Source organism: Bradyrhizobium sp. HKCCYLS1011, assembly GCF_051167795.1.
In the GTDB taxonomy this organism is placed as follows: Bacteria; Pseudomonadota; Alphaproteobacteria; order Rhizobiales; family Xanthobacteraceae; genus Bradyrhizobium.
The window spans coordinates 260,453-285,523 of record NZ_JBNPTT010000004.1 but is presented as its reverse complement, the minus strand read 5'-3'; the positions used below and the strand labels follow the sequence as shown (position 1 = coordinate 285,523).

The 25,071-nt window shown below is 65.1% G+C and carries 25 protein-coding genes; 17 read left to right on the top strand and 8 right to left on the bottom strand.

Annotation, left to right across the window (positions count from 1 at the left end; genetic code table 11):
• Positions 1-68: 68 nt before the first annotated feature.
• On the top strand, positions 69-1,637 hold the full coding sequence (locus ACQR1W_RS14315; protein WP_434851377.1) for a L,D-transpeptidase: 1,569 nt from the start codon (positions 69-71) through the stop codon (positions 1,635-1,637).
• Positions 1,638-1,658: 21 nt separating this feature from the next.
• Here the strand turns inward: ACQR1W_RS14315 and ACQR1W_RS14310 are convergent, their stop codons facing one another.
• Positions 1,659-2,147, bottom strand: coding sequence for a MarR family winged helix-turn-helix transcriptional regulator (locus tag ACQR1W_RS14310; RefSeq protein ID WP_434851376.1), 489 nt, complete (start codon positions 2,145-2,147; stop codon positions 1,659-1,661).
• Positions 2,148-2,199: 52 nt separating this feature from the next.
• Here ACQR1W_RS14310 and ACQR1W_RS14305 point away from each other — a divergent pair, with 52 nt between their 5' ends.
• Positions 2,200-3,159, top strand: coding sequence for a quinone oxidoreductase family protein (locus ACQR1W_RS14305; RefSeq protein ID WP_434851375.1), 960 nt, complete (start codon positions 2,200-2,202; stop codon positions 3,157-3,159).
• A 9-nt stretch (positions 3,160-3,168) separates the two neighbouring features.
• On the opposite strand, the gene ACQR1W_RS14300 is transcribed toward ACQR1W_RS14305, so the two are convergent.
• Genes ACQR1W_RS14300 through ACQR1W_RS14285 form a run of 4 tightly spaced genes read right to left on the bottom strand, consistent with a single transcriptional unit; the run spans position 3,169 to position 4,523 of the window.
• Positions 3,169-3,597 (bottom strand): CopD family protein, encoded by a 429-nt coding sequence (locus ACQR1W_RS14300; RefSeq protein WP_434851374.1) that lies wholly within the window; start codon positions 3,595-3,597, stop codon positions 3,169-3,171.
• Positions 3,594-3,923, bottom strand: a complete 330-nt coding sequence (locus ACQR1W_RS14295) for a DUF3817 domain-containing protein (protein ID WP_434851373.1) — start codon at positions 3,921-3,923, stop codon at positions 3,594-3,596. Before ACQR1W_RS14295 ends, ACQR1W_RS14300 begins: the two co-directional genes overlap by 4 nt.
• The gene (locus ACQR1W_RS14290) at positions 3,923-4,186 is read right to left on the bottom strand and encodes a hypothetical protein (RefSeq protein WP_434851372.1); all 264 of its coding nucleotides are present in this window, start codon (positions 4,184-4,186) and stop codon (positions 3,923-3,925) included. The genes ACQR1W_RS14295 and ACQR1W_RS14290 overlap by 1 nt, the downstream gene beginning before the upstream one ends.
• Entirely contained in the window at positions 4,179-4,523 is a 345-nt protein-coding gene (locus tag ACQR1W_RS14285) for an ArsR/SmtB family transcription factor (RefSeq protein ID WP_434851371.1), read from the bottom strand. Before ACQR1W_RS14285 ends, ACQR1W_RS14290 begins: the two co-directional genes overlap by 8 nt.
• Positions 4,524-4,688: 165 nt before the next feature.
• On the opposite strand from ACQR1W_RS14285, the gene ACQR1W_RS14280 reads away from it, so the two are divergent.
• The 5 genes from ACQR1W_RS14280 (at position 4,689) to prmB (ending at position 7,531) form a co-directional block, all read left to right on the top strand.
• Entirely contained in the window at positions 4,689-5,024 is a 336-nt protein-coding gene (locus tag ACQR1W_RS14280; protein WP_434851370.1) for a GIY-YIG nuclease family protein, read from the top strand.
• Between the two features lie 189 nt (positions 5,025-5,213).
• Complete coding sequence (gene pgsA / locus ACQR1W_RS14275) at positions 5,214-5,831, top strand: CDP-diacylglycerol--glycerol-3-phosphate 3-phosphatidyltransferase (RefSeq protein ID WP_008971337.1); 618 nt, start codon at positions 5,214-5,216, stop codon at positions 5,829-5,831.
• Positions 5,828-6,079: a molybdopterin converting factor subunit 1 gene (moaD, locus tag ACQR1W_RS14270; protein WP_434851369.1), complete on the top strand. Its 252-nt coding sequence runs from the start codon at positions 5,828-5,830 to the stop codon at positions 6,077-6,079. The genes pgsA and moaD overlap by 4 nt, the downstream gene beginning before the upstream one ends.
• A 22-nt stretch (positions 6,080-6,101) precedes the next feature.
• Positions 6,102-6,566 carry a molybdenum cofactor biosynthesis protein MoaE gene (locus ACQR1W_RS14265; protein WP_008971339.1) on the top strand — a complete coding sequence of 155 codons (465 nt, stop codon included), beginning with the start codon at positions 6,102-6,104 and terminating at the stop codon, positions 6,564-6,566.
• On the top strand, positions 6,563-7,531 hold the full coding sequence (gene prmB / locus ACQR1W_RS14260; RefSeq protein ID WP_434851368.1) for a 50S ribosomal protein L3 N(5)-glutamine methyltransferase: 969 nt from the start codon (positions 6,563-6,565) through the stop codon (positions 7,529-7,531). The genes ACQR1W_RS14265 and prmB overlap by 4 nt, the downstream gene beginning before the upstream one ends.
• 63 nt (positions 7,532-7,594) lie before the next feature.
• Here prmB and ACQR1W_RS14255 read toward each other — a convergent pair whose 3' ends face one another.
• Together ACQR1W_RS14255 and ACQR1W_RS14250 are read right to left on the bottom strand one after the other, a co-directional pair.
• Positions 7,595-8,041, bottom strand: a complete 447-nt coding sequence (locus ACQR1W_RS14255; RefSeq protein WP_434851367.1) for a hypothetical protein — start codon at positions 8,039-8,041, stop codon at positions 7,595-7,597.
• A complete protein-coding gene (locus tag ACQR1W_RS14250) occupies positions 8,035-9,798 on the bottom strand; it encodes a YadA family autotransporter adhesin (RefSeq protein WP_434851366.1) in 1,764 nt (587 codons plus the stop codon). The genes ACQR1W_RS14255 and ACQR1W_RS14250 overlap by 7 nt, the downstream gene beginning before the upstream one ends.
• A 918-nt stretch (positions 9,799-10,716) precedes the next feature.
• Here ACQR1W_RS14250 and ACQR1W_RS14245 point away from each other — a divergent pair.
• The 4 genes from ACQR1W_RS14245 (at position 10,717) to ACQR1W_RS14230 (ending at position 15,413) form a co-directional block, all read left to right on the top strand.
• Positions 10,717-12,060 carry an aspartate aminotransferase family protein gene (locus ACQR1W_RS14245; protein ID WP_434851365.1) on the top strand — a complete coding sequence of 448 codons (1,344 nt, stop codon included), beginning with the start codon at positions 10,717-10,719 and terminating at the stop codon, positions 12,058-12,060.
• A gap of 203 nt (positions 12,061-12,263) precedes the next feature.
• The gene (locus tag ACQR1W_RS14240) at positions 12,264-12,806 is read left to right on the top strand and encodes a phage holin family protein (RefSeq protein ID WP_434851364.1); all 543 of its coding nucleotides are present in this window, start codon (positions 12,264-12,266) and stop codon (positions 12,804-12,806) included.
• A gap of 180 nt (positions 12,807-12,986) precedes the next feature.
• Positions 12,987-14,543 (top strand): EAL domain-containing protein, encoded by a 1,557-nt coding sequence (locus ACQR1W_RS14235; RefSeq protein ID WP_434851363.1) that lies wholly within the window; start codon positions 12,987-12,989, stop codon positions 14,541-14,543.
• Positions 14,544-14,558: 15 nt separating this feature from the next.
• Positions 14,559-15,413: a TIGR01459 family HAD-type hydrolase gene (locus tag ACQR1W_RS14230; protein ID WP_434851362.1), complete on the top strand. Its 855-nt coding sequence runs from the start codon at positions 14,559-14,561 to the stop codon at positions 15,411-15,413.
• A gap of 61 nt (positions 15,414-15,474) precedes the next feature.
• Here the strand turns inward: ACQR1W_RS14230 and ACQR1W_RS14225 are convergent, their stop codons facing one another.
• Positions 15,475-15,870, bottom strand: a complete 396-nt coding sequence (locus ACQR1W_RS14225; protein ID WP_008971348.1) for a response regulator — start codon at positions 15,868-15,870, stop codon at positions 15,475-15,477.
• Between the two features lie 269 nt (positions 15,871-16,139).
• On the opposite strand from ACQR1W_RS14225, the gene ACQR1W_RS14220 reads away from it, so the two are divergent.
• From ACQR1W_RS14220 to ACQR1W_RS14195, 6 genes are all read left to right on the top strand, one after another.
• Positions 16,140-17,120, top strand: coding sequence for a bifunctional riboflavin kinase/FAD synthetase (locus ACQR1W_RS14220; RefSeq protein WP_434851361.1), 981 nt, complete (start codon positions 16,140-16,142; stop codon positions 17,118-17,120).
• Between the two features lie 189 nt (positions 17,121-17,309).
• Positions 17,310-20,309: an isoleucine--tRNA ligase gene (gene ileS, locus ACQR1W_RS14215; protein ID WP_434851360.1), complete on the top strand. Its 3,000-nt coding sequence runs from the start codon at positions 17,310-17,312 to the stop codon at positions 20,307-20,309.
• A gap of 198 nt (positions 20,310-20,507) precedes the next feature.
• Positions 20,508-21,005, top strand: coding sequence for a signal peptidase II (lspA, locus tag ACQR1W_RS14210; protein ID WP_434851359.1), 498 nt, complete (start codon positions 20,508-20,510; stop codon positions 21,003-21,005).
• Positions 21,006-21,134: 129 nt separating this feature from the next.
• Entirely contained in the window at positions 21,135-21,851 is a 717-nt protein-coding gene (locus tag ACQR1W_RS14205; RefSeq protein WP_434851358.1) for a hypothetical protein, read from the top strand.
• Positions 21,852-22,107: 256 nt separating this feature from the next.
• Positions 22,108-23,490, top strand: a complete 1,383-nt coding sequence (locus ACQR1W_RS14200; RefSeq protein ID WP_434851839.1) for a M16 family metallopeptidase — start codon at positions 22,108-22,110, stop codon at positions 23,488-23,490.
• Positions 23,487-24,863: a M16 family metallopeptidase gene (locus tag ACQR1W_RS14195; protein ID WP_434851357.1), complete on the top strand. Its 1,377-nt coding sequence runs from the start codon at positions 23,487-23,489 to the stop codon at positions 24,861-24,863. The genes ACQR1W_RS14200 and ACQR1W_RS14195 overlap by 4 nt, the downstream gene beginning before the upstream one ends.
• Positions 24,864-25,071: the final 208 nt, after the last annotated feature.

The following is a 25,071-nucleotide window of genomic DNA, read 5'->3' as shown; positions in this document are numbered from 1 at the left end:
GCAAGATCGAGCATGTAAACGCGATCTGCCGCGAGATGCGTGGATAGGCAATTCAATCGGGGAATGACATGGTCGATCAAGTCACGGCGCCGCCATCCACCGGAACCACGCGGCGCTGGGGACATCCCGCGATGGCGATGCTGGCGGCGACGGCCACGCTGCTGGCGGTGACCGCCGGTGCGGCGGCGAGGCAGGCGCGCCCTGCGCCCACCGCCGAGGCAACGGCTCCGCGACCAGCTGGTGAGCCGATCATGGCGATCGTGTCGATCAAGACGCAGAAAGTCACGTTCTACGACGCCGACGGCTGGATCTATCGCGCCCCGGTGTCGACCGGGATCACCGAACGCGAGACGCCGGCAGGCGTCTTCGCCCTGCTCGAGAAAGACAAGGACCACCATTCGACCCTCTATGACGACGCCTGGATGCCGAACATGCAGCGCCTCACCTGGAACGGGATCGCGCTCCACGGCGGCCCGCTACCGGGCTATCCGGCCTCGCATGGCTGCGTGCGGATGCCCTACGGCTTCGCGGAGCGGCTGTTCGACAAGACCCGGATCGGGATGCGGGTGATCATTGCCCCCGATGACCCAGCTCCGGTCGAGTTCTCCCACCCGGCGCTGCTTCAACCCAACGCGGAGGCGCTGGCGGCTGCTTCGGGACGTTCCGAGACGCTCGCCCGGGCGGCGGCAGAAGCCACGATGGCGGCCGACGAGGCAAAGCGCACTATAGCGGAGGCCACCCGCGAAGCGTCCACGCTCACCGCGACGCTGCGCAAGCTGGAAAAGGCCAAGAGCCACGCCGATGCCGAGCTCGCCTACACCGACAAGCTGCTCGCTGCCGCCAAAACCGACCAGGCCAAGGCGCGGGCCGAGGACCTGAAGCAGAAGGCCACGCTCAAGGCGACCGACGTGGCGACCCAGCTCGACACGGCCAGGGCCGATTCAAAACCCAAGCTCGATGCCGCCGCCACGGCCAAGGACTCCGCCAAGGCGGCCGAGGCCAAGCGGAGCGATGCGGCCAAAGCCGCGACCGAGGCCAGGCTCGCGCTCGAGCCGGTCTCAATTTACATCAGCCGCGCCACGCGGAAGCTTTACGTACGCCGCAACACGCATAAGCGGGCGCGCGACGGCGGCGGTGAAGAGTTCGATGCCTCCATCGAGGTTCCGGTCACGATCCGCGATCCCGACAAGCCGATCGGCACCCATGTGTTCACGGCGATGGCGCAGAGCGGAGCGGGCCTGCGCTGGACCGTGGTCACAATCGACGAGGGCGACAACGCCAAGGACGCGCTCGACCGCATCACCTTCCCGCAGGAGGTGCTCGATCGGATCGCGCCAACCGCATTGCCGCGGTCCTCGATCATCGTCTCGGACGAGCCGCTCTCGAGCGAGACCAACTACCGGACCGAGTTCGTAGCTGTCCTGAGCAACCAGCCGCAGGGCGGCTTCGAGACGCGCCAGCCTTCGGCCGATGTGTACGTCGCCAGCGACAGTGACGCGGAGTACGGCAGCTACGGCACGCTCTACCAGAACGATTGGGACCCGCAGCGCGTCGCGCCGCGTCGGCGGAGCAGCACCCAATATTGGCGCGGCGGTCAATATTATCGCCCGATGCAGCAGGGCTGGTCGCCCTGGTAGGGCGCAGCGCTTGCGCCGTGCTTACGATAGGGCCGGCGGCCCTTCATTGAGCGCATCGGCGAATTTCCGCATCAGCCGCACCAGCTGATCGACATCACCTGTATCCCAGGTGGCGAAGATGGCTCGGCCGATGCGCTCACGCGCGGCATCGACCAGATTGGTCATCGCCTTGCCCTTTGCGGTGATCACGGCTTCGCGCACGCGCCGGTCGGAGGCGCTGGCCTGCCGCGCCACCAGGCCGAGGCTCTCGAGCTTCGCGACCTGCCGGCTCACGGTGGTGTAGTCGCGCCCGACCCGGTCGGCCATCTCCACCACCCCGATCGGCCCGAAGCGCTCGATCCCAACCAGCAGCGGAAACAGCGCGCGATCGAGCGCGATGCCGGCCTCCTTGATCAGCAACTCGTCGCGCTGCGGCCGATTCATCATGGCCACGATGTCGAGCAGCGCCGCGTGAAGCTCGCGCAGCCGTTCACTTATATGTGCATTATGCACATTATTTCTTGCGAACATCCATGCCCTCCGATATGCGTGCATTATACACACATCCTTCCGGAGCACCATCATGAAAGCCGCCATCGTCGAGACGCTCGGACAACCACCGGCCTATGGAGATTTCCCCGATCCGCATCCCACAGCCGGCGAGCTCCGCATCGCGGTGACGGCGGCGGCGATCACCCAGATCACCAAAGGCCGCGCCGCTGGCATGCACTACAGCGGATCCGCCGCCCTTCCGTTCGTACCGGGAGTCGACGGCGTCGGCCGCAGCGACGATGGTGCGCGGGTCTATTTCGCGCTTCCGCGCGCGCCCTACGGCAGCATGGCCGACTGGAGCGTGGTTGCGCAGGCGCACTGCGTGCGCCTCCCCAACGATCTCGACGACGTCACCGCGGCGGCGATTGCCAATCCCGGCATGTCGTCCTGGGCAGCGTTCAAGGAGCGCGCCCGGCTCCGCCCCGGCGAGACCGTGCTGATCAATGGCGCGACCGGAACGTCGGGCCGGCTCGCGGTGCAGATCGCAAAACATCTCGGTGCGAGGAAGGTCATCGCCACCGGCCGCAACGCGGAGGCCCTGGCTGCGCTCTCCGCCCTCGGAGCTGACGTCACCATCCCGCTCTCCGGCGATGGTGAGGCGCTGGAACGGGCCTTCAGGCCGCATTTCGCCGAGCGCATCGATGTCGTGCTCGACTATCTCTGGGGCCCGACTGCGGAACGGCTGCTGATCGCGGCGGCCAAGGCGGCGGCGGATGCGGTGCCGATCCGCTTCGTCCAGATCGGCTCCGCCAGCGGTGCCGAGATCACGCTGCCGAGTGCCGTGCTGCGCGCCTCCGCCATCGAGCTGATGGGAAGCGGCATCGGCAGCATCCCGTTCGACCGCCTCATCGCGGCCACCGGCGAACTGCTGCATGCCACCGTTCCGGGCGGCTTCAAGATATCGGTCGATCCCGTTCCGCTTGCGGAGGTGAGGCAGGCCTGGGCCGGCGATGACGGCAGAAGGCGCACCGTGCTCACCATCCCGCAATGACCTCCGCCGTCAGAACGGCTTGACGATGACGAGCACGGCGATCGCCGTGACGCCGCCGACGATCGGGAGCGGCGCATGGCGGAGCCAGGACGGCACCTCGGACGACTGGGACGAAGCAAGCCGCCGCAGCGTTCCCGAGAGCACGCCGTAGAGCGCGGAGAGAGCGAGCACGATTCCGAGCTTGAGGGTCAGCCAGAGCGAGCCGAACCACTGGCCCTGCGTGGCAAGCGCAAGCCCCGCACCCCACACCACCAGCATGGCCGGCGACGTCACCCGCCGATCCCAGCGGCTGATGAGTTCGATCGCAGTACGGTGGCCCGGCCCAACCGCCTCCGGCAAGGCCCGGCGCGCAGCAATGGCGACGGCCGCTGCCAGCAGTCCGCCGGTCCAGCACAGCACCGCGGCGACATGCAGCGCCTTCAGCCACAGATAGATCACGGCGCAGCCAACCGCGCCTGGCGCCGCGCCAGCACCTGCGCGTTGACGAAACCGCCAAAGGGGATGAACGCGGCAAGCACGAGCCGGGTGATCTCCGATCGCGACCAGCCGCCTGCGGAGACCAGCTGGATCAGCATCCAGACATAGGTCAGGAAGGCGAGCCCGTGGACCGGTCCCATGATCCGTGTCGCGATGGCAAGGCCAGCCAAGTGTTTCAGCGGCACGGCCACCAGAACCAGCAAGAGCAAGGTGCTGGCTTCGATCAGCGAGATCGCCCGCATCCGCTGCAGCTGCGCCAGCTCTTCAGTGCGTTGTTCAGGGGTCATCATTCGACCTGCTTCAGCACCTTTTCGACATGGGCGAGCCGCGTCTCGATCTCGCCGAGACTGCTCTTGAGCGCCGCAAGCAGCTCCACGCTCGTCTCCTGGGCCCGTGCGGTCCTTTCTGCCAGCAGGCGGTAGCCGTCTTCGTTGGCCAGTCGCAGTCCGGCCTGCCGAACGGCGGCAAAATATTTCATTCCAAAGACCAGGATGATCGTGACCAGCATGAGGATCGTCACGAGCAGGAAGATCGCGGCCTTGTCAGCCATGTTTATCTCCTTCGGGTGTCATAGAGGGGTCGGCAGTGGACAGGCTTAGGACCGCCGCCGCGATGGATGATGGCGTGAGGCTGATGTCGAAAGGCGCGACATCGAAATAGTTCAGCGCCTTGCCGTCGGCTGAGAGCTCCAGCTGGCTGGTAACGAGGCCAGCCTCCTCGAGCTTGCGCAGATGAAGATGCAGCAGCGGCCGGCTGATGCCGAGCTCGCGGGCGAGCTGGCTGACATAGGTGCGCCCCCTGTTGCGCAGCGCGGCCAGCACCCGCAAGCGGTGCGGGTTGGCCAGCGCCGCGAGCTTCTCCAGCAGTTGATCGCCTTCCGTCGGCACGCGCCTGCTCTCCCCACCTGTCAAACAATTCTTACAGGTGAGGAGTCGAGAGTGTCAATGCTCGGATACATGCGTCAGAAATTTATTACGCTTCAACTTATATTTACCCGGGTATAAAATATGTATCTTCGAGGCAGCAGTTATTAATTGGTCGGATCGGCAAATATGGATCGGGAGACGCGCAAGGCGGCTATTGCCGCCTATAAGGAACGCAAGACCGCCGTCGGCATCTATGCCGTCCTCTGCACCACCACCGGCCAGCGCTGGATTGGCCGGGCGGCGGACCTGGAGAAGATCCAGAACCGGCTGTGGTTCACCCTGCGCCAGGGTGGCTGTCGTCTTTCCAGTCTGCAGGCCGCTTTGAGCAAGCATGGACCGGAGGCGTTCATGCTGGAGGTCATCGAGCCTATCGAGGATGAAGCGCTACCCTATGTCCGGGATCGGCTTCTGACGGAACGCCTGGCCCATTGGTGCCAGGTGCACGGCGCGGAAGCGATCTGACCTATCCCGCCAGGCTGGCGCCCTCTATTCTGGTCTGCTCAATGACGTCTGAAATCACGTTGCCGCTCGCGTATCAGTTCCTATCTCCGCAAAGGCTTCATTGCGATTCGCGTAATATGTTCGTCATCTTCCAGGGGGCTATCCTGCTCTATGGTTGACGTTCGCGCGACAGCAGTATTGGTACATCGGATGAACATCGCCACGACCCGCGGGACCAGCAAGACCTCGATGTCCCTGCCGAACATCCTGACCTACGGGCGAATCGCCGCCATACCGGTCGTGGTCGGCTGCATCTATGCGCAATCGATTCTCGATTATCCGTTATGGCTGCGCTGGGTCGCGGTGGCCGTGTTCATCGCGGCCGGCATCACCGACTACCTCGACGGCTATTACGCGCGGATCTGGAACCAGCAATCGGCGTTCGGCCGCATGCTCGATCCGATCGCCGACAAGCTCCTGGTCGCCTCGTGCCTGTTGATGCTGGCGGCCGACGGCATCATCCACGGCTGGACCCTGTGGGCCGCGATCGTGATCCTCTGCCGCGAGATCCTGGTCTCGGGCTTGCGCGAATATCTCGCAGCACTGCGCGTCAGCGTCCCCGTCACCAAGCTTGCGAAATGGAAGACGACGATGCAGCTGGTCGCGATTGGCTTCCTGCTCGCCGGTGAGGCCGGCGACATGGTGGTTCCGGTCGTGACCCAGATCGGGCTGCTGCTGCTCTGGGCCTCCGCGATCATCACCATCTACACCGGCTATGATTATTTCCGCGCCGGCATTCATCATCTCATCGAGGAAGACGCCCGATGAAGGTGAAATATTTCGCCTGGGTGCGCGAGCGCATCGGCAAGGCCGAGGAGACGATCGAGCCGCCGGAGAGCGTGCGCACGGTGTCCGAGCTGATCGCCTGGCTGACCGATCGTGGCGAAGGCTACGCCTACGCCTTCGAGAAGCCGAAGGTGATTCGCGCCGCGATCGACCAGGCCCATGTGCAGCCGGACGCAGCGATTTCAGGTGCGCGCGAGATCGCGTTCTTTCCGCCGATGACCGGCGGCTGACGCGGCCGGACCAGAGGCGCCCATGACCGCCATCCTCACCGTCCGCGTGCAACAGGACGATTTCGACACGGCGCGCGAGATCGCCGCGCTTCACCATGGCCGCACCGATATCGGCGCGGTCGTGAGCTTCTCCGGCATTTGCCGCGGCAACGACCATGGCAGGCCCCTGACCGCGCTGACGCTCGAGCATTATCCCGGCATGGCGGAAGCCGAGATCATGCGGCATGCGGAGGAAGCGATGGCGCGCTGGCCCCTGCAAGGCCTCACCGTCATTCACCGCTACGGCCGCATCACGCCGGGCGAGAACATCGTGCTGGTGGTGACGGCATCGTCCCATCGCCAGGCTGCGTTCGAGGCCGCCGAGTTCCTGATGGACTACCTGAAGACCAACGCGCCGTTCTGGAAGCGCGAGGAAACCGAAGACGGCACCAGCTGGGTCGAGGCCAAGCGCCACGACGATGACGCTGCGGCCCGCTGGAAGGCATGATGGCAAAATCGGTCAAGACGCCGCCATCGCCCAAGGCTGGTACTGCCAGGCTCCCGAACGTCGGTGCCGGCGAATTGCAGACCCTGCTCGACTACGTGCGCTACGCGGTGAGCTGCTTCCAGGCCGCCGAACTCGTGTTCGCGCATGGCACCACCGATCCGGTGGCCGAGGCCGCATTCCTGGTCGGCGAAGCGCTGCATCTGCGCCCCGAGCAGTTCGAAAGCTTCGCGACCGCGCGCGTGACCGCGGCCGAAGGCAAGACCATCCTCGACCTGATCGAGGCACGGGTGACGACGCGCAAGCCGGCTGCCTATCTCGTCAACAAGATCTACATGCGCGGCCTGCCGTTCTATGTCGACGAGCGCGTCATCGTGCCGCGCTCCTTCATCGGCGAGCTCCTGGCCTCGCATTTCGGCGGCAGCGAGAGCGAAGGTACCTCGCTGATCGACGATCCCTTTGCGGTGGAGAACGTGCTCGATCTCTGCACCGGATCCGGCTGCCTTGCGATCCTCGCCAGCCGGCATTTCCCGGACGCCGCGATCGATGCCGTCGACATTTCCAAGGATGCGCTTGGCGTCGCCGCGCGCAACGTTTCAGACTACGGTCTTGAGGATCGCATCTCGCTGCATCAGGGCGACCTGTTCGCCCCGATCAAGGGCCGCCGCTACGACCTGATCATCACGAACCCGCCTTACGTCGATGCCGAGGGCATGGCGGCGCTGCCGGCGGAATGCCATGCCGAACCAAAGCTCGCCTTCGACGGCGGCGCTGACGGCATCGACATCATCCGCCGCATCCTCGCGCAGGCGCGCGGCCATTTGACGGCGGAAGGCGGCCTGCTCTGCGAGGTCGGCCGCGACCGCCCGCAGATCGAAGCCGCCTATCCCGATCTGCCGCTGCTGTGGCTCGACACCGAAGACTCCGAGGGCGAGGTGTTCTGGATCACCGCCGCGGATTTAGGCTAGCCAGGCAAAGAGCGCGTGCGGGCGACGGCGAGCGCGCTCCTTTTGGCGCGCTGCCCCCTGATATTACTGGCCCTGTGCCGCTGTTGCCGGGTGCCGCGGGCTGGCCGCGGCGTGGGATGCGGGCGGCGACGGCATGCAGCTGATCGATCCGATCATGTTGCCACCATATTGGACGAAGCCGGAGGCGGTCGGCGGCGAATGCGGCGCCGTGATCGGCAGGTAGATGTAGCACACCGTGCCGTCGGCCGGATCACGCCAGCGCTGCACGATGGTGTCCTGCAGCGGACCGGCGAATTGCCGCTCGAGCAGCATCCGCGGCATGGTGGCCCATTGCGCCGACTGCTGCTGCGGTTGAACCTGAGTTTGAAATTGCGGTTGCTGCGGCGGTTGGATTTGCTGCGGCTGTTGTGGTTGCGAGACCTGCTGTGCCACGGCGGCGCGCATTCCCGTTCCGACGAACGGGATCAGCAAGGCCGTCAGAAGGATGCGTGTCGGAATTTGACCTACCATGCGATCTGCATTCCCACGCGGCCGCCGAACTGGCTCGCGTCAGAGCGCATGCCATAGCTCGCAGATCCCGATACGACGATGTTGTCGGTCAGCCGCGCCAGCGCCGTCATGGCCACCGCGCTCTGGCCGGCGAACGTGCCGTAATTGGTGGCGACCGCAAACCGCTTGCTGTCGGGGAGGAAGCCGCCGCCCATCGCCATGGCCATCGCGATCCCGGAATTGGCGTGGGTGATCTGGGTTTGCAAGCCGCTGATCTGCGACTGGACTCCGCTCGCGATGCTGTTCAGCTGCGAGACATTGACCGCATCGGTCGGCGAGATGCCCGCGGCCACGTTGGTGAGGCGCCGCTCGTTGCCGGCGGATCCAAACGACACCGTGTTGGGCGCGCTCGCCACCGAGCCCTGGCCGATCGCGACCGAGTTGGTGGCACTTGCCACGACCGTCGCGCCGCGGCCGATTGCGGTCGAGCCGGCGCCGGTAGCGACGCTGGCTTCGCCAAGCGCGACCGAATTTGCGGCCGAAGCATTGGCACCATTGCCGATCGCGACATTGCCGGCCGCGCCGACCTGGGCCGAGGCACCATAGACCGCGGCATTGGCGAAATTGTTGTCGGTCGCGTTCGGACCGATCACCACCGAGTTCGGCGCCGACACCGCATTTGTGCCGATCGCGATCGCATTGTCGCCATTGGCTTGCGCCGCCGTGCCGAGTGCGAGGCTGTAGTTGCCGTTCGCGGCGCCGCTGACGCCGATCGCCGTACTGTCGGTACCGCTTGCGGTACTATTCAGACCGACCGCGATGGCGGACGTCCCGCTCACCGTCGTACCGTTACCGATAGCCACCGCATTGGTGGCATTGATCGTGCTGCCATTGCCGAGCACCGCGGCGCCGGCCGCACTGGCGGTGAACGCGACATTGTTGTTGGAGCCCACCACGTTGACGTGGTCGCCCCAATTGGCGGTGCCGGTGTTGGTGTTTACCTGATTGTTGTTGCCCAGCACAAACGTCCCGTTCCCGAACACGGTATTGGGATTGCCGATCGCAAAGCTGCCGGTGCCGCTCACATACTCACCGACCCCGATCACGGCGCTGTTGTTACCGAGCACTTTGTTCGATGAGCCGATCGCCACGCTCTGGTTGCCACTGACCACGCTGGCGTCACCGATCGCAACGCCGCTCTGGCCCAGGACGTGGGCATTGAAGCCGAGCGCGGTGGCGTTGCCACTGTTGGCGCCGATCACGGCCTGGTTGCCGATGGCGATGCTGTTGGTGGATGTCGCGTCCACGAAGGCTGCATTGCCGCTGCCGTTTGCCCCATTGCCGCCGATTGCGATTGAGTTCGACGCATTCGCCTGCGCGTTCGTGCCGACCGCTGTGCTGAACGCGCCGTTAGCCTGACTGGTGCTTCCGAGTGCAACACTGCTGTCTCCGGATGCAGAGGCAAGCGCGCCGACCGCCGTGCTGTTTCCGTTGGTTGCGTTGGCGTGGGCCTGCAAGCCGATGGCAGTGCCGGTCAAACCCGCCTGGCTGAGCGCGCCGACCGCCGTGCTTCCACCGAAGCTTGCTTGACTCTCGTTGCCGAGTGCCGTGCTGCCATCGCCAGCCGCCTTGGCCTGGTCGCCGAAGGCCGAACTTCCAACGAATATCGGCGGCGGGGAATAAGCGTTACCCGTTGCAGTCGCCTGGTTGCCACAAGCAACATCCTTGGCGACCGCCGCTGTGCTACCGCCATCGCCGCCGCCCACCTGCGCACACACAAACCCCTGCGCCTGTGCCGGCCGCAGCCCGCACGCACACGATGCGAACGAGAGGGCGATGATCACTCCGAGGGCTCGGACTGGATTGATCCTGATCTGCCGCAAGGTGGCAGCAAAACTCTTCAACATGAGGCCGCCCCCAAATGCCACAAGCGGACGGCAACGCCGCAGGGCGTGCCACGCTCAGCGGCAGCAAAACTTCGAAATATCGGGAAATATGTAGCACGCGCCCGTAACAATCCGGAGTAACCGAAATGCAACGAAAGTTCCCATTGCTGGCAACCGAGGCGAGCGTCGTATCTTTGCTCTCAATGGTTGCGAGCATGAAATGGTCCATTCGACCTCGTTCAACGTCCGCAAGGCACCGGCTGCTACGCCATAGTCGTTGACCTGCGGCGAGACCGTGAAGGAGGCGTGCACGCGCAGCCAGTTATTGACGGCATGGCCGATCCCGGACGCAAGCCCCGACTGGCCCTTGCAAGGTGGCGACCCCGGCCGCGACCGACACCTTGCCCCGCCGCTGATCGAATTGCAGCGCACCTGCTGCAAGCGCGAGCGCGGTGCCGGCGCGCGCCTCGCGCTTAGCCGAAAGACGTCGGTTCGGCCGCTCGACTTCGGGCCCTGCGCGGCCGCAAACAACTCTCTTTCCGCATTGCCGCAAAAAGGTGCAGGGCGGTTCCGATCCGCGGTACAGCCCCGGAAACGCCGTGCAGAAACCGCCCATCAGGTCGGCAGGAACGCCGGTCCTTTGACATTCCCGTCGGCCTGCGAAGCTGATAGCTTGCGTCTGGCCAGGATACGCGGCGATCGTCGCGCGCCCGACCCTTAAATCACCATCGTTCAGGAAAACGGCTCCTCCATTTTTCTGGATGATGTTGTCCGTCTGAACATCCGCCTAGAACGCCCGAAGAGGTCCCCATGCTGGACAAGAGCCCACATTCCCCTGTTACCGTTCCGAACGATCTTGCCGCGCATTGGATGCCGTTTACCGCCAACCGGTCGTTCAAGAAGAATCCGCGCCTGCTCGCCGGCGCCAAGGACATGCACTACATCACCGTCGACGGCCGCAAGATCATCGACGCCGCCGCCGGCATGTGGTGCTGCAATGCCGGCCACGGCCGCAGCCAGATCGCGACCGCCATCGGCAAGCAGGCCGAGGCGCTGGACTATGCGCCGCCCTTCCAGTTCGGCATTCCGCAGGCCTTCGAGCTGGCGAGCCGCATCGCCGACCTCGCGCCGGCCGGGCTCGACCACGTGTTCTTCTGCAACTCCGGCTCGGAAGCCGCTGACACCGCGCTGAAAATGGCGCTCGCCTATCATCAGATCAACGGCCAGGGCAGCCGCACCCGCCTGATCGGCCGCGTCCGCGGCTATCATGGCGTGGGCTTCGGCGGCACCTCGGTCGGCGGCATCGTCAACAACCGCAAACTGTTCGGCACGCTACTCACCGGCGTCGACCACATCCCTGCGACCTATGATCGCGAGAAGCAGGCCTTCACCAAGGGCGAGCCGGAATACGGTGCGCATTTCGCCGAGGAGCTCGAGAACCTGGTCAACCTGCACGGCGCCAACACCATCGCCGCCGTCATCGTCGAGCCGATGGCCGGCTCGACCGGCGTGATCCCGGCGCCGAAGGGCTATCTGCAGCGGCTGCGCGAGATCACCCAGAAGCACGGCATCCTCTTGATCTTCGACGAGGTCATCACCGGCTTTGGCCGCCTCGGCTATGCCTTCGCCGCCGAGCGCTATGGGGTGACGCCGGACCTGATCACCTTCGCCAAGGGCGTCACCAACGGTGCGGCGCCGATGGGCGGCGTGGTGGTGCGCGACACCATCCACGATGCCTTCATGAGTGGGCCGGAGCACATGGTGGAGTTCGCCCATGGCTATACCTATTCGGCGCATCCGATCGCCTGCGCTGCGGGTCTTGCCACGCTCGACATCTATCGTGACGAAAAGCTGTTCGAGCACGCCCGCGCGCTGGAGCCGAAATTCGCTGAAGCCGTGATGTCGCTGAAGGGCCTTCCCAACGTGCTCGACATTCGCACCGTCGGCCTCACCGCCGGCATCGACCTCGCCTCGCTGCCGGACGCCGCCGGCAAGCGCGGCTACTCGGCGATGGAGACCGCCTTCCACAGCAACGACCTGATGCTGCGCATCGCCGGCGACACCCTGGCGCTGACGCCGCCCCTTATCGTCAGCGAGGACCAGGTCGGCGAGATCGTCGAAAAGGTCGGCAAGGTGATCAAGGCCGTGGCCTGACCCACCGTCCTCATCGGTCCTGTTCGTAATCTGATCCCCTCCACCGCCCGGCGGTGGAGGGGATTTTTTTCGGCAAGGCACGAGCCCCCTTGTGATCGCCCAATCCAAACGGAACATTACAAATCTCTCCACGTTCATCCCGGCGAGCACGCCGTGGACATCCCCGGCTGCTCGATCGTTGGCCTTTCCGAAGGGAGACGTGCATGCTCGCGCCGCCAGGAGATCTGTTGCGACTGGGCATCGAGCAGCGACTGACGCGCGTGAAGCGCGCAACCAACGCCTATTTGCGCGATCGCACTCGTCAGGCCACCGGAACGGCGAAATCCTATGCCGTGGCCGGCGCGATGTTCGCGGCCGCCGGGCTGTTCGTGCTGCTGGCTTTCCTGGTCGGCCTCGGCACATTGTTCTACTGGATCGAGACTGTCGCCGGGATCTATGCGGCTTTCGGTGCCGTCGGTGGCTTATTGCTGCTGCTGGCGCTGGTCTGCGCGGTCATCGGGGCTGTCAGGATGAAACGGCCCGCCCCCGAATATCCCTCCCTCGCCAGCCGGCTCCGGGTCGCCGTCGCCGCGCCGGTCCGGGATCCCGCCGCGGACGATATTGATCCCGACACCATCCCGCTCGCGCCGTCGGCTGCTGCGGCCGATGCACGTTCGGGCCGCGCCAATTCGGTCAACGTCCCGGTCGGCATCGCGGTTGCGGCCCTGCTGCTGGGCCTCGTAGCGCTGCGCCGACGCCAGCACTGATTCGCACCTCTCCAGAGTCGACGCGCTCCTGCGCGGCGGATAACGAGCTTCATTGGAACGTGCGCGAAAGCAACGCAGGTGCGGAAATCGTCTGCACGCGCGCGGTTTTGAATCCGGGCTGCTATCCTCGCGAATCAGTTGAAGTGCTAAGGTCGCTCTCGGTTGGGAGCGTTTCGCAATATGATCCGTATTTCTACGATCTTCGTCGCCATCTGCATGGTCCTGCTCGCAGCGTCGCTGGGCCTCATTCTCTACTCCGTGGCCGGTCTCAGCGGGCCGGAATCCGCGATCGTGGCGCTGACGGCGCTGACCTTCCTGATCCTCTACAATGCCGTGTCGATGCGGCTACGCGACCGCAGCGATGTCGGCAGCCAGATCGCCGATCTGTCGCGCGGCACCGCGGACCTTGCCCGCCAGGTGGCGGAATTCGGCCGCCGGCTCTCGGCCGTCGAAGGCCGCCTCGTATCGTCCAATTCGGCCGGTGCCGACCGGCTGCAAGGTGTCGTCAGCGAGATCAACGAGCTCGGCGGCCTGGTCAAACAGCTCGCGACCACGGTGGCGCAGCACGAGGACGTCTTGGCCGCGGTGACCGCGGAGCCTCCCCAGGCCCCTTTAGGGTTCGAAGCGGAAGATGAGGCCCCGGTCCCCAAGACTCAGCCAGACAAGATCCAGCCGGATGCCGTCCACGCCCAAGCCTCCAGCATCAAGCACACGCCGCCCAAAGCGCCCGAAGCGAAAGCTTTGCCGGAGGCGACGGCCAACCCGGCACCGGCAGCGCCGCCTCGGCCGCAAGCACCGGCTGCCGGTGCAGCGGCGGGCCCGCGCAGCCAGGCGCAGATCCTGGCGGCGGTCAGAAGCGCCATCGACGAGAATCGTCTCGACGTCTACCTGCAGCCGCTCGTCACCCTGCCCCAGCGCAAGGTGCGCTTCTACGAGGCGGTGACCCGGCTGCGCGACGAGCGCGACCAGATGTTGGCCGCTGAAGATTTCATCGGCATTGCGGAAGCCGCGGGCCTGGTCGGGCGGATCGACCACATGGTGATGCTCCGCTGCGTGCAGGTGCTGCGCCGGCTGATGGTGCGGAACAAGGACGTCGGCGTGTTCTGCAATGTCTCCGCTGCGACGCTGAGCAACCCGTCGATCTTTGCCCAGTGCCTGGATTTCCTCGAAGCCAACCGGGCGCTGGCGCCGTCCTTCGTTCTCGAGTTCAAGCAGGCGACCTTGCGTCATCTCGGGCCGAGCGAGACCGAGCACCTCGCCGCCCTGGCGCAGCGCGGCTACCGTTTCTCGATCGACCACGTCACCGACCTGCGCTTCGAGCCGCGCGATCTCGCCGATCGCGGTGTCCGCTTTATCAAGGTACCGGCAGCGCTGCTGCTTGATCCGAAGCAGAGCTCGGCCTCCGACATCCACCCCTCCGATTTGTCCGATCTGCTCGGCCGGTTCGGCATCGACCTCATCGCAGAGCGCATCGAAGGCGAGCGCTCGGTCGTCGATCTTCTGGATTACGACATCCGTTTCGGCCAAGGTTTCCTATTCGCCCCGCCCCGCCCGTTGCGACCCGAAGGCGCATCTGCTACCGGCGGGGCCGCTTCGAGCCCAGGAACCGGGCAGGAGATCAAGATTCAGGAGCCTCATGCCCCCGGCGATACCGCATCCGATGCAGCAACCGCGAACCCGCCGCCACGCGCGGTCGGCAACGCTGCGCTGGCCCGTCGTATTGCCGGGACGGCCTAATTTGCGTCGGACCTCATGACCGAGCTCCGTCTCGTCGAGCGGCTGCGCGACCTGCTCGACGGCAAGAAGGTCGTGCTGAGCGATATCTGGGGCGTGGTCCATAACGGGCTCGAAGCCTTCCCCGAGGCCTGCGACGCGCTGCATCGGTTCAGGAAGAACGGCGGCACCGTCATTCTGATCACCAATGCGCCACGCCCGGCCGATTCGGTGCAGCGGCAACTGCGCAAGCTGCGTGTCTCCGACAAGATCTACAACGCCATCGTCTCGTCCGGAGATCTGACGCGGCTCTATGTGGCCGCGCATCCCGGCCGCAAGCTGTTCTGGCTCGGCCCCGAGCGCGACGGCTCGATCCATCGCGGCCTCGATCCGGTGCTGTCGTCGCTGGAAGAGGCCGACTACATCATCTGCACCGGGCTTCTCGACGACGAAACCGAGACGGCCGAGGACTACCGGCCGATGATGCTGCGGGCGCGCGAGCGGAAGCTGCCGCTGATCTGCGCCAATCCCGACATCGTGGTCGAGCGCGGCGACCGGCTGATCTATTGCGCCGGCGCCATTGCCGAGCTCTATCGCGAGCTCGGCGGCGAGGTGACCTTCTACGGCAAGCCGCACCGCCCGATCTATGAGCGGGCCATGGAGCTGGCCGCCAACCATGCCGGCCACGCGATCACGCGCGACCAGGTGCTGGCGATCGGCGATTCCGTGCGCACTGATCTCGCCGGCGCGCACGGGTTCGGCATCGACTGCCTGTTCGTCACCCGCGGCATCCACTCGGAGGAATTCGAGGGCATCGATCAGCTCGACCCCGCCTCGGTGCGGGAGCTGTTCGGCCACCCGCCGCGGGCGCTGATGCGCGAGTTGAAATGGTAAAATGAAAAACGCCCAGCTCGAGGCTGGGCGTTTTTCGTCTTTGTCGGATCGAGCGCGTGCGTTAGGCCGTCGCCATATCCGGAAACACCGCCTCGATCTTGGTCTTCAGCGTCGCGGCATTGAACGGCTTGACGATATAGTTGTTCACGCCGGCCTTCTTCGCCGCGATCACGTTCTCGGTCTTGGATTCCGCGGTGATCATGATGAACGGCGTGGTGGCGAGGTTCGGATCGGCGCGCACCTCGCGCAGCAGATCGTAGCCCGTCATCGGCTCCATGTTCCAATCCGAGATCACCAGGCCATACTTCTTGGCGCGCATTTTGTTCAACGCCATCGAGCCGTCGCTGGCATCGTCGATATTGTCGAATCCAATCTGTTTCAAAAGATTCCGGATGATACGGATCATGGTGCTGTAATCGTCGACGACGAGCACCGGCATCGTCAAATCAACCGCCATCTTGACTCCCCCACACGCGAACAAACGCGCAGACTGTACTTGAAACGCAACTGCGGATAAGGCCGGCAATGGCCCTTCCGCCATTCAGCTCCAGCACTAGCATCAGGCCTTAAACAGCCCGTTAACTGCGGCCCGTTCGCATATCCGTCCCTCAACCGTGAACGCGCCGAGAACCGGGTGGCTTGACTTCCAAAGCCCTGCCGCCCACGGTCCGCCGCAACCATCGGCCCTTTCGGGCACATGCCAATGTCTTGAGGTCGTCCCGCGACATGTCCGCTTTCACCGTGATCCGCGATACCACTCCGTCATCGGCGATCCCGAGGGGAGCGGTGGTCGCCATGGGGAATTTCGACGGCGTTCATCTCGGCCATCGCGCCGTCATCAATGCCGCGCTGGAGATGGGCCGGGCCCATGGCCGCCCCGCTCTGGCGCTCACCTTCGAGCCACATCCGAGGCGCTTCTTCAGCCCCAACACCCCCCAGTTCCGCCTGACCGACGAGACCGCCAAGCTGCGGCTGCTGGCCGCGACCGGGCTTGCCGGCGCAGTGGTGATGAGCTTCGACAAGGCCCGCGCCCAGACCTCCGCGCAAGATTTCATTCACCATGATCTGATCGAACGGCTCGGCGTGTCCGGGATCGCGGTCGGCTACGACTTCCATTTCGGCAAGGGCCGGGTCGGCTCGCCGAGCCTGTTGGTCAACGAGGCGCCGCGGCTTGGCATCGAGGTCGATGTCCAGGCCCATGTCGACATCGAGGAGCGGCCGGTATCCTCGACTGCGATCCGGGACGCGCTGGCCGAGGGTCATATCGACGAGGCCACCACCATGCTGGGCGGTCCCTGGTTCGTCACCTCGGAGGTGATCCATGGCGACAAGCGCGGCCGCGATCTCGGCTATCCCACTGCCAATATGCGGCTCGACCGCGATTGCGGGCTCAGGCACGGCATCTATGCCGTGCGTGTGGCCCGCGGCCGGGGCGCCAACCGGGTCCTGATCGACGGCGTCGCCAATTTCGGCCGCCGGCCGACGTTCGACAACGGCGCAGCCCTGCTCGAAGTGTACCTGTTCGACTTCAAGGACAGCCTCTATGGCGAGCAACTCGATGTCGCCTTCATCGGCTTCATCCGGGAGGAGGCCAAATTTTCGTCCGTAGAGGCGCTGATCCGGCAGATGGACGACGACAGCGCCAAGGCCCGCGCGCAGCTCGCAGCCCAGCCCGGCGCATTCCCGGCGCTCGGCGAGATCGAATAGCGGCAGCGAGACTTTGCGATTTTCGCGCCTGCCTGCTATGGAAGGCGCCTCATGTTGATACGGCGCACCATCGGCATTAGCGGCCCGGCTTCCGCCTGAGCGTTTCGCTCGGCGCAAGACCGGGATGTCTCTGTTTCGCCGCCCGCGATCATTCGCGTTTCCGCGCCTCATCTAGCCAGCCAGATCACGATGTCCGAGAAGCCGCAAAAGTCCGACGCCCCTGACTATTCCAAAACCCTGTTCCTGCCGCAGACGGATTTCCCGATGCGCGCCGGCCTGCCCCAGCGCGAGCCGGAAATCCTCAACTACTGGAACGAGATCGACCTGTACGGCAAGCTGCGCGAGAGCGCGAAGGGCCGCACCAAATTCGTCCTGCATGACGGCCCGCCCTATGCCAACGGCAACATCCATATCGGGCACGCGCTGAACAAGATCCTCAAGGACGTCGTGACCAAGAGCCAGCAGATGCTGGGCCACGATTCCAACTACGTCCCCGGCTGGGATTGCCATGGGCTCCCGATCGAATGGAAGATCGAGGAGGAGAACTACCGCAAGAAGGGCAAGAGCAAGCCGGACTTCCGCGATTCCGCCGCGATGGTCGCCTTCCGCCGGGAATGCCGCGCCTATGCCGACCACTGGCTCAACGTGCAGCGGGAGGAGTTCAAGCGGTTGGGCGTGATCGGCGACTGGGATCATCCCTACACCACCATGAGCTATCCGGCGGAAGCGCAGATCGCCCGCGAACTGATGAAGTTCGCCGCCAACGGCACGCTCTATCGCGGCTCCAAGCCGGTGATGTGGAGCGTGGTCGAGAAAACGGCGCTGGCCGAGGCCGAGGTGGAGTATGAGGACTACACCTCGGACACGGTGTGGGTGAAATTTCCGGTCACCTCGCCGGCGCATGGCGCGCTCGCCAATGCCTCGGTGGTGATCTGGACCACCACGCCCTGGACCCTGCCCGGCAACCGCGCCATCTCTTTCTCGCCGAAAATCGCTTACGGCCTCTACAAAGTCACGGATGCACCCGCCGACAACTGGGCGAAGGCTGGCGATCTCCTGATCCTCGCCGACGCGCTGGCTGACGGTATCTTCAAGCAGGCCCGCGTCACGGCTTATGAGAAGGTGCGCGACATCCCCGGCGACACGCTCGATGCGGTGGAGTGCGCCCATCCGTTGAAAGGCTTGGCCGGCGGCTACAGCTTCACCGTGCCGCTGCTGCCGGGCGAGCACGTCACCGACGACACCGGCACCGGCTTCGTGCACACCGCGCCCGGCCACGGCCGCGAGGACTTTGATGTCTGGACGGCGCATGCGCGCGAGTTGGACGCGCGCGGCATCTCGACCACCATCCCCTACACCGTCGACGAGAACGGCGCGCTGACCGATCACGCGCCGGGCTTCACCGGAAAGCGCGTGCTCAATGACAAGGGCGAGAAGGGCGACGCTAACGACGCCGTTGTCAAGGCGCTGATCGAGGCAGGCCAGCTGCTCGCGCGCGGCCGGCTGAAGCACCAATATCCGCATTCCTGGCGCTCGAAGAAGCCGGTGATCTTCCGCAACACGCCGCAATGGTTCATCGCGATGGATAAGGACATCGCGGATCACGACACGGCAAGATCCGGAGACACCCTGCGCGCCCGCGCGCTCCAGGCCATCTCGGTGACGCAATGGGTGCCGGCGGCGGGGCAGAACCGCATCACCGGCATGATCGCCAACCGGCCGGACTGGGTGATCTCGCGCCAGCGCGCCTGGGGCGTGCCGATCGCCGTGTTCGTGCGCGAGACCGGCGACGGCTCGGCCGAGATCCTGCAGGACGAGGCGGTCAACAAGCGCATCACCGACGCTTTCGAGAAGGATGGCGCCGACGCCTGGTATGCCGACGGCGCGCGCGAGCGCTTCTTAGGGAAGCTCGCCAACGAGGACTGGAAGAAGGTCGACGACATTCTCGACGTCTGGTTCGATTCCGGCTCGACCCATGCCTTCGTGCTGGACGATCCCGTGCACTTCCCCGGCCTCGCCGGCATCAAGCGGAAGGTCGACGGCGGCCAGGATACCGTGATGTATCTGGAAGGCTCGGATCAGCATCGCGGCTGGTTTCACTCCTCGCTGCTGGAGAGCTGCGGCACCCGCGGCCGCGCGCCTTACGACGTGGTGCTGACCCATGGCTTCACACTCGACGAGAACGGGCGCAAAATGTCGAAGTCGCTCGGCAACACGGTCGAGCCGCAGAAGGTCATCAAGGATTCCGGCGCCGATATCCTCAGGCTCTGGGTCTGCGCCACCGACTACGCCGACGATCAGCGCATCGGTCCTGAGATCCTCAAGAACACCATCGAGACCTATCGCAAGCTGCGCAACACCATCCGCTGGATGCTCGGCACCCTGCATCATTTCCACCGCGCCGAGGCGGTCGCGCCGGCCGAGATGCCGGAGCTGGAACGGTTGATGCTGCATCAGCTGTCGCAGCAGGCCGAAATCGTCAGCCGCGCCTATGCCGAGTTCGACTACAAGACCGTGATCGCGACGCTTGCGACCTTCATGAACTCGGAGCTGTCGGCGTTCTATTTCGATATCCGCAAGGACACGCTCTATTGCGATCCGCCCTCGTCGGTGGCGCGCAAGGCGGCGCTGACCGCGATCGACACGATCTGCGACGCGATCCTGAAATGGCTGGCGCCGGTGCTGTCCTTCACCTGCGACGAGGCCTGGCGGATGTATCGACCCGACGCAGAGCCGTCGGTGCATCTGACGCTGTTTCCCAGCGGGCTTGAACAGTATCGCGACGATGCGCTCGCTGCGAAGTGGGACACCATCCGCGCCGTCAGGCGCGTCGTCACCGGCGCACTCGAGCTCGCGCGCGCCGCCAAGACCATCGGCTCCTCGCTCGAAGCCTCGCCGATCATCTATGTCAACGACCGCGCTCTGCTCGCCACGCTGTTCGATGTCGATCTCGCCGAGGTCTGCATCACCTCGAACTACGAGGTGCGCGAAGGCGAGGCGCCGGCGGATGCCTTCCGGCTCGACTCCGTGCCTGATGTGGCCGTCGTGGTCGAAAAGGCGCAAGGGCAGAAATGCGCGCGCTCCTGGAAGATCCTGCCTGACGTCGGCGAGGACCCCGACTACCCCGACGTCTCGCCGCGCGACGCGCAGGCCTTGCGCGAATGGAAGGCGCTGGGGGTGAGCGTTTAGGCCGTCATCGCCGCCGCAAACTCAACTGTCGTCCCGGCGAACGCCGGGACCCATAACCACCGTCCTCGCTTGTAAGCAAAGAAAGATGATCCAGAGTCTTTCAAACAAAAGCCGCCGCGGCGTATGGGTCCCCGCTTTCGCGGCGACGACAGCTTTTGCTGCAGCAGCAGGCTCGTCCTCAGCGGCCAGTACCCCGGCATGACATCTCCTCTCCGCTCCGGCCTCCTCGCCGCCCTTGCCACCCTGGTCGTCGACCAGGCCTCCAAGCTGTGGCTGCTGTACGTTTTCGACATCGCCAATCGCGCCCCGGTGCGCGTCACGCCGTTCTTCGACCTGGTCCTGGCCTGGAATATCGGCATCAGCTTCGGCTGGCTGCAGAATGACAGCCCCGTGGCCCAGCTGGCGCTGATGGCGGTGAAGGCCGTCGCGGTGGTTGCGCTCGCGATCTGGATGGTGCGCTCGCAGACCAAGCTCGCAACCATCGCGCTCGGCCTGATCATCGGCGGCGCCATCGGCAACGCGATCGACCGGCTCGCTTATGGGGCGGTGGTCGACTTCGCCCTCCTCCACGTCGAGATCGCCGGACAGGTCTACAATTGGTACGTGTTCAACCTCGCGGATGTGGCCATTGTTGCTGGCGTCGCCGGCCTATTGTATGATTCCTTCATCGGAATCCCCGCCGCAAAAGCGCCCTGATCCCGGCCGATACGACGCGTTGGCGGATCGTCGCCGAAGGGGCCGCAACGGATTGTGTCTCCTCACTTTTTCGCGATCGGCGGATACTTTAGACTGTTCGGGATAGGACAGCCGAGACGAGGGAAAGCCATGCGCAAGACCGATAGCACCGAGACCCGCGCGACGAGCGCTCACCGCGCGCTGACGCGCGCCCTGAAGCTGTCCGCCGCAACCTTCGGCATCGGCCTGCTGCTTGCCTCCGGCGTTGCCCGCGCCCAGGACGACGAGCAGGGGGAGGACGACAAGACCTTCGAAGAGAAGATCATCGACAACATCATGCGCGGCATGGGCGCCACCAATATGGAGACGCCCACCATCGATTACCGCGAGCGCTCGCCGCTGGTGGTGCCGCCCAAGCTTGACCTGCCGCCGCCGGCCGCGGCCACCGAGGCGGCCGTCGCCCCAAACTGGCCGAAGGATCCGGACGTGCAGCGCCGCAAGGCGGCCGCAGCCGCCCGCAAGAAGGACAACAAGGACCCGGTCGCATCGGCCCGTCCGCTGACGCCGGCTGAAATGAAGGTCGGGACGACCGCGCCGGAAAAGAAAAGCAACGATCCGATCCAGCCCGGCGTGACCAACAACCCGATGCTGAGCCCGTCGCAGCTGGGCTTCAAGGGCGGCCTGTTCGGCATGTTCAAGGGCAACGATACCGAGAGCAAGCCGTTTACCAACGAGCCGACGCGCGAAAGCCTGACCCAGCCGCCGCCCGGCTATCAGACGCCGTCGTCGAACTATGCCTATGGCACCGGGCCGATGGAACCGCTCGATGCCAAGCACTTCGACATCCAGTCCGGCAAGGAGAGGTGACGCGGCGTCGGCGATCTCCGCATCGACCGGGGTCGCCTGCGTTATTGCCGATTACGAAAAATTCAGGAATTGGGCGGCGCTTATGTCCCGTCTTCGAATTGATGCGCGTCCGAGCGGCAATTCGGAGACCAAGAACACCAGCATTTCCATCGCTGCTTTGTGACAGCAGCGCATTTTTCGTGCGGTATAGCATGCCGCCGCCCGGTCCGGACATGAGTGTCCGGCTTTCAGAAGGAACGTAATGTCCTCCCTCAGAATGTCCTCCCATCACTTCATGTCCATTGCCGCCGCCCTGCTCTGCCTGTTCGCGGCCTCGGTCAGCGCATCGGCGCAGGCCACCTTTGCCTCGGAACCTCCCGCCAGCTTCACGCTGCCGAATGGCCTGCAGGTCGTGGTGATTCAGGACCACCGCACCCCGGTGGTCACGCAGATGATCTGGTACCGGGTCGGCTCAGCCGACGAGACGCCCGGCAAGTCCGGGCTGGCGCATTTCCTCGAACATCTGATGTTCAAGGGCACGCAAAAACATCCAGCGGGCGAGTTCTCGCAGACCGTGCTGCGCATCGGCGGCAATGAGAACGCCTTCACCTCCGTCGACTACACCGGCTATTTCCAGCGGGTGCCGCGCGACCAGCTCGCCAAGATGATGGAGTTCGAGGCCGACCGGATGACCGGGCTGGTGCTGAAGGACGAGAACGTGCTGCCCGAGCGCGACGTCGTGCTCGAAGAGTACAACATGCGCGTTGCCAACAATCCGGAGGCCCGGCTCAACGAGCAGATCATGGCCGCGCTCTATCTCAACCATCCGTACGGCCGGCCGGTGATCGGCTGGAAGCCTGAGATCGAGAAGCTCGGCCGCGAGGACGCGCTGGCCTTCTATCGCCGCTTCTACGCGCCCAACAATGCGACCCTGGTGATTGCCGGCGACACCGACGTCAACGAAGTGCGCCCGATGGTCGAAGCGACCTTCGCCAAGATCCCGGCGCAACCCGATATCCCGGCGCGGCGCATTCGCCCGCAGGAGCCCGAGCCGGTGGCGCCGCGCACCGTCACGCTCGCCGATCCGCATGTCGAGCAGCCCTCGATGCAGCGCTTCTATCTGGTGCCGTCGGCGACGACCGCGGCACCGGGCGAGGCGGCTGCGCTCGATGTGCTGGCGCAGCTGATGGGAAGCGGCAGTAACTCCTATCTTTACCGCGCGCTGGTGGTCGACAAGCCGCTCGCAGTGAACGCCAGCGCCTCCTATCAGGGCACCTCGCTCGACCCGACCCAGTTCTCGATTGCGGTCTCGCCCCGGTCCGGCGTCGATTTCGCGCAGGTCGAATCCGTGGTCGACCGCGTGATCGCCGAGTTGGCCCAAAACCCGGCGCGCGCCGAGGATCTCGAACGCGTCAAGACCCAGCTGGTGGCGGAGGCGATCTACGCCCAGGACAACCAGGCGACGATGGCCCGCTGGTATGGCGGCGGCCTCACCACGGGGCTGAGCATCGAGGACATCCGAAGCTGGCCGGACCGCATCAAGGCGGTCACCGCCGAGCAGGTGCGCGCGGCCGCGCAGAAATGGCTGCAGAAGACGCGCTCCGTCACCGGCTATCTCATCAAGGACAATTCGGCCAAGCGCGAGGAGAAGCGTTCGTGAGCCAGACCACCACTTTCGCCCGCCGCTTCGCCTGCGCGCTCATTGTCGCCGCTGCGGCGCTGACCGTATCGCCGGCCGCGCAAGCGGCAACCAAAATCCAGCATCTGATCTCGCCCGGCGGGATCGAGGCCTGGTTCGTGCAGGACTCCACGGTCCCGCTTATCGCAATGGAATATGCCTTCGGCGGCGGCGCCTCGCAGGACCCGGCCGACAAGCCCGGCGTCAGCAACCTGGTGGCCAGCCTGCTCGACGAGGGCTCCGGCGACCTCGATTCGAAGACGTATCACGAACGGCTCGATCGCCGCGCGATCGAATTGAGCTTTTCGACCTCGCGCGATCAGCTCCGCGGCTCGCTGCGGATGCTCCGCGACAACAGGGACGAGGCGTTCGATCTGCTGCGGATGGCGCTGACCTCGGCGCATTTCGACAGCGTCGACGTCGAACGTATCCGCTCACAGGTGATCTCGAACCTGCGGCGCGAAAGCAGCAATCCGTCGGCGCTGGCGGGACGCAAGTTTCTCGAGCTTGCCTTCCCCGGCCATCCCTACGGCCGTCCGGCCAGCGGCACGATCGAAAGCGTTCCGACCATCACCATTGACGACCTCAAGGATTATACCCGCCACGTGCTCGCCAAGGACACGCTGAAGATCGCCGTGGTCGGCGATGTCGATCCGGCGACGCTCGGCAAGCTGCTCGATCAGACCTTTGGCGCGCTGCCCGCCAAGGCAAGCCTGACCCCCGTGCCTGACGTTGTCGCGACCAAGCCGCCGCAGCGCGTGCAGGTCACCCTCGACGTGCCGCAGACCGTGATCACCTTCGGCGGCCCCGGCATCTCCCGCCACGATCCGCAGTTCATGGCCGCCTATGTCGTGAACCATATTCTCGGCGGCGGCGGCCTGTCGTCGCGACTCTATCACGAGGTGCGCGAGAAGCGCGGGCTCGCCTATTCGGTTTACGACGCGTTGGTCTGGATGGACCATTCGGCGCTCTTCATCGGCAATACCGGCACCCGCTCCGACCGCGCCGGCGAGACCATCGATGCCGTGGACCGCGAGATCCGCCGCATCGCCGAGGAAGGCCCGACCCAGAACGAGCTCGACGAGGCCAAGTCCTACATCAACGGCTCCCAGATGCTGGCGCTCGACACCTCGTCGAAACTTGCGCAGGCGCTGCTGCAGTATCAGCTCGACAAGATGCCGATCGACTACATCGAGAAGCGCAGCGAGATCGTCAACGCGGTGACGCTGGAGGACGCCAAGGCCGTCGCCAAGCGGCTGTGGAGCCAGGGCCTCCTGACCGTGGTGGTCGGCCGCACGCCGCAGGCCGCGGCGCAGCCCGCAGCGGCAACGGCGCCGGCGGTGAAGGCGAATTAAGCCGCCCAATCTCACACGCTGTGAATTGAGCTTAGCCCTGCCGTCATCGGCAGGGCTATTGCTTATGGCCCAATGGGCCATGGTTCGAGACGCGCCGCAAGCGGCGCTCCTCACCACCATGAGGGTGTGGGATCGTGCCGTGCTCCGAACTGCTCCCTGAGAGTATGGGCCCCGGCTCAAGGCCGGGAGGCCAGCGAAGTTTTTGATT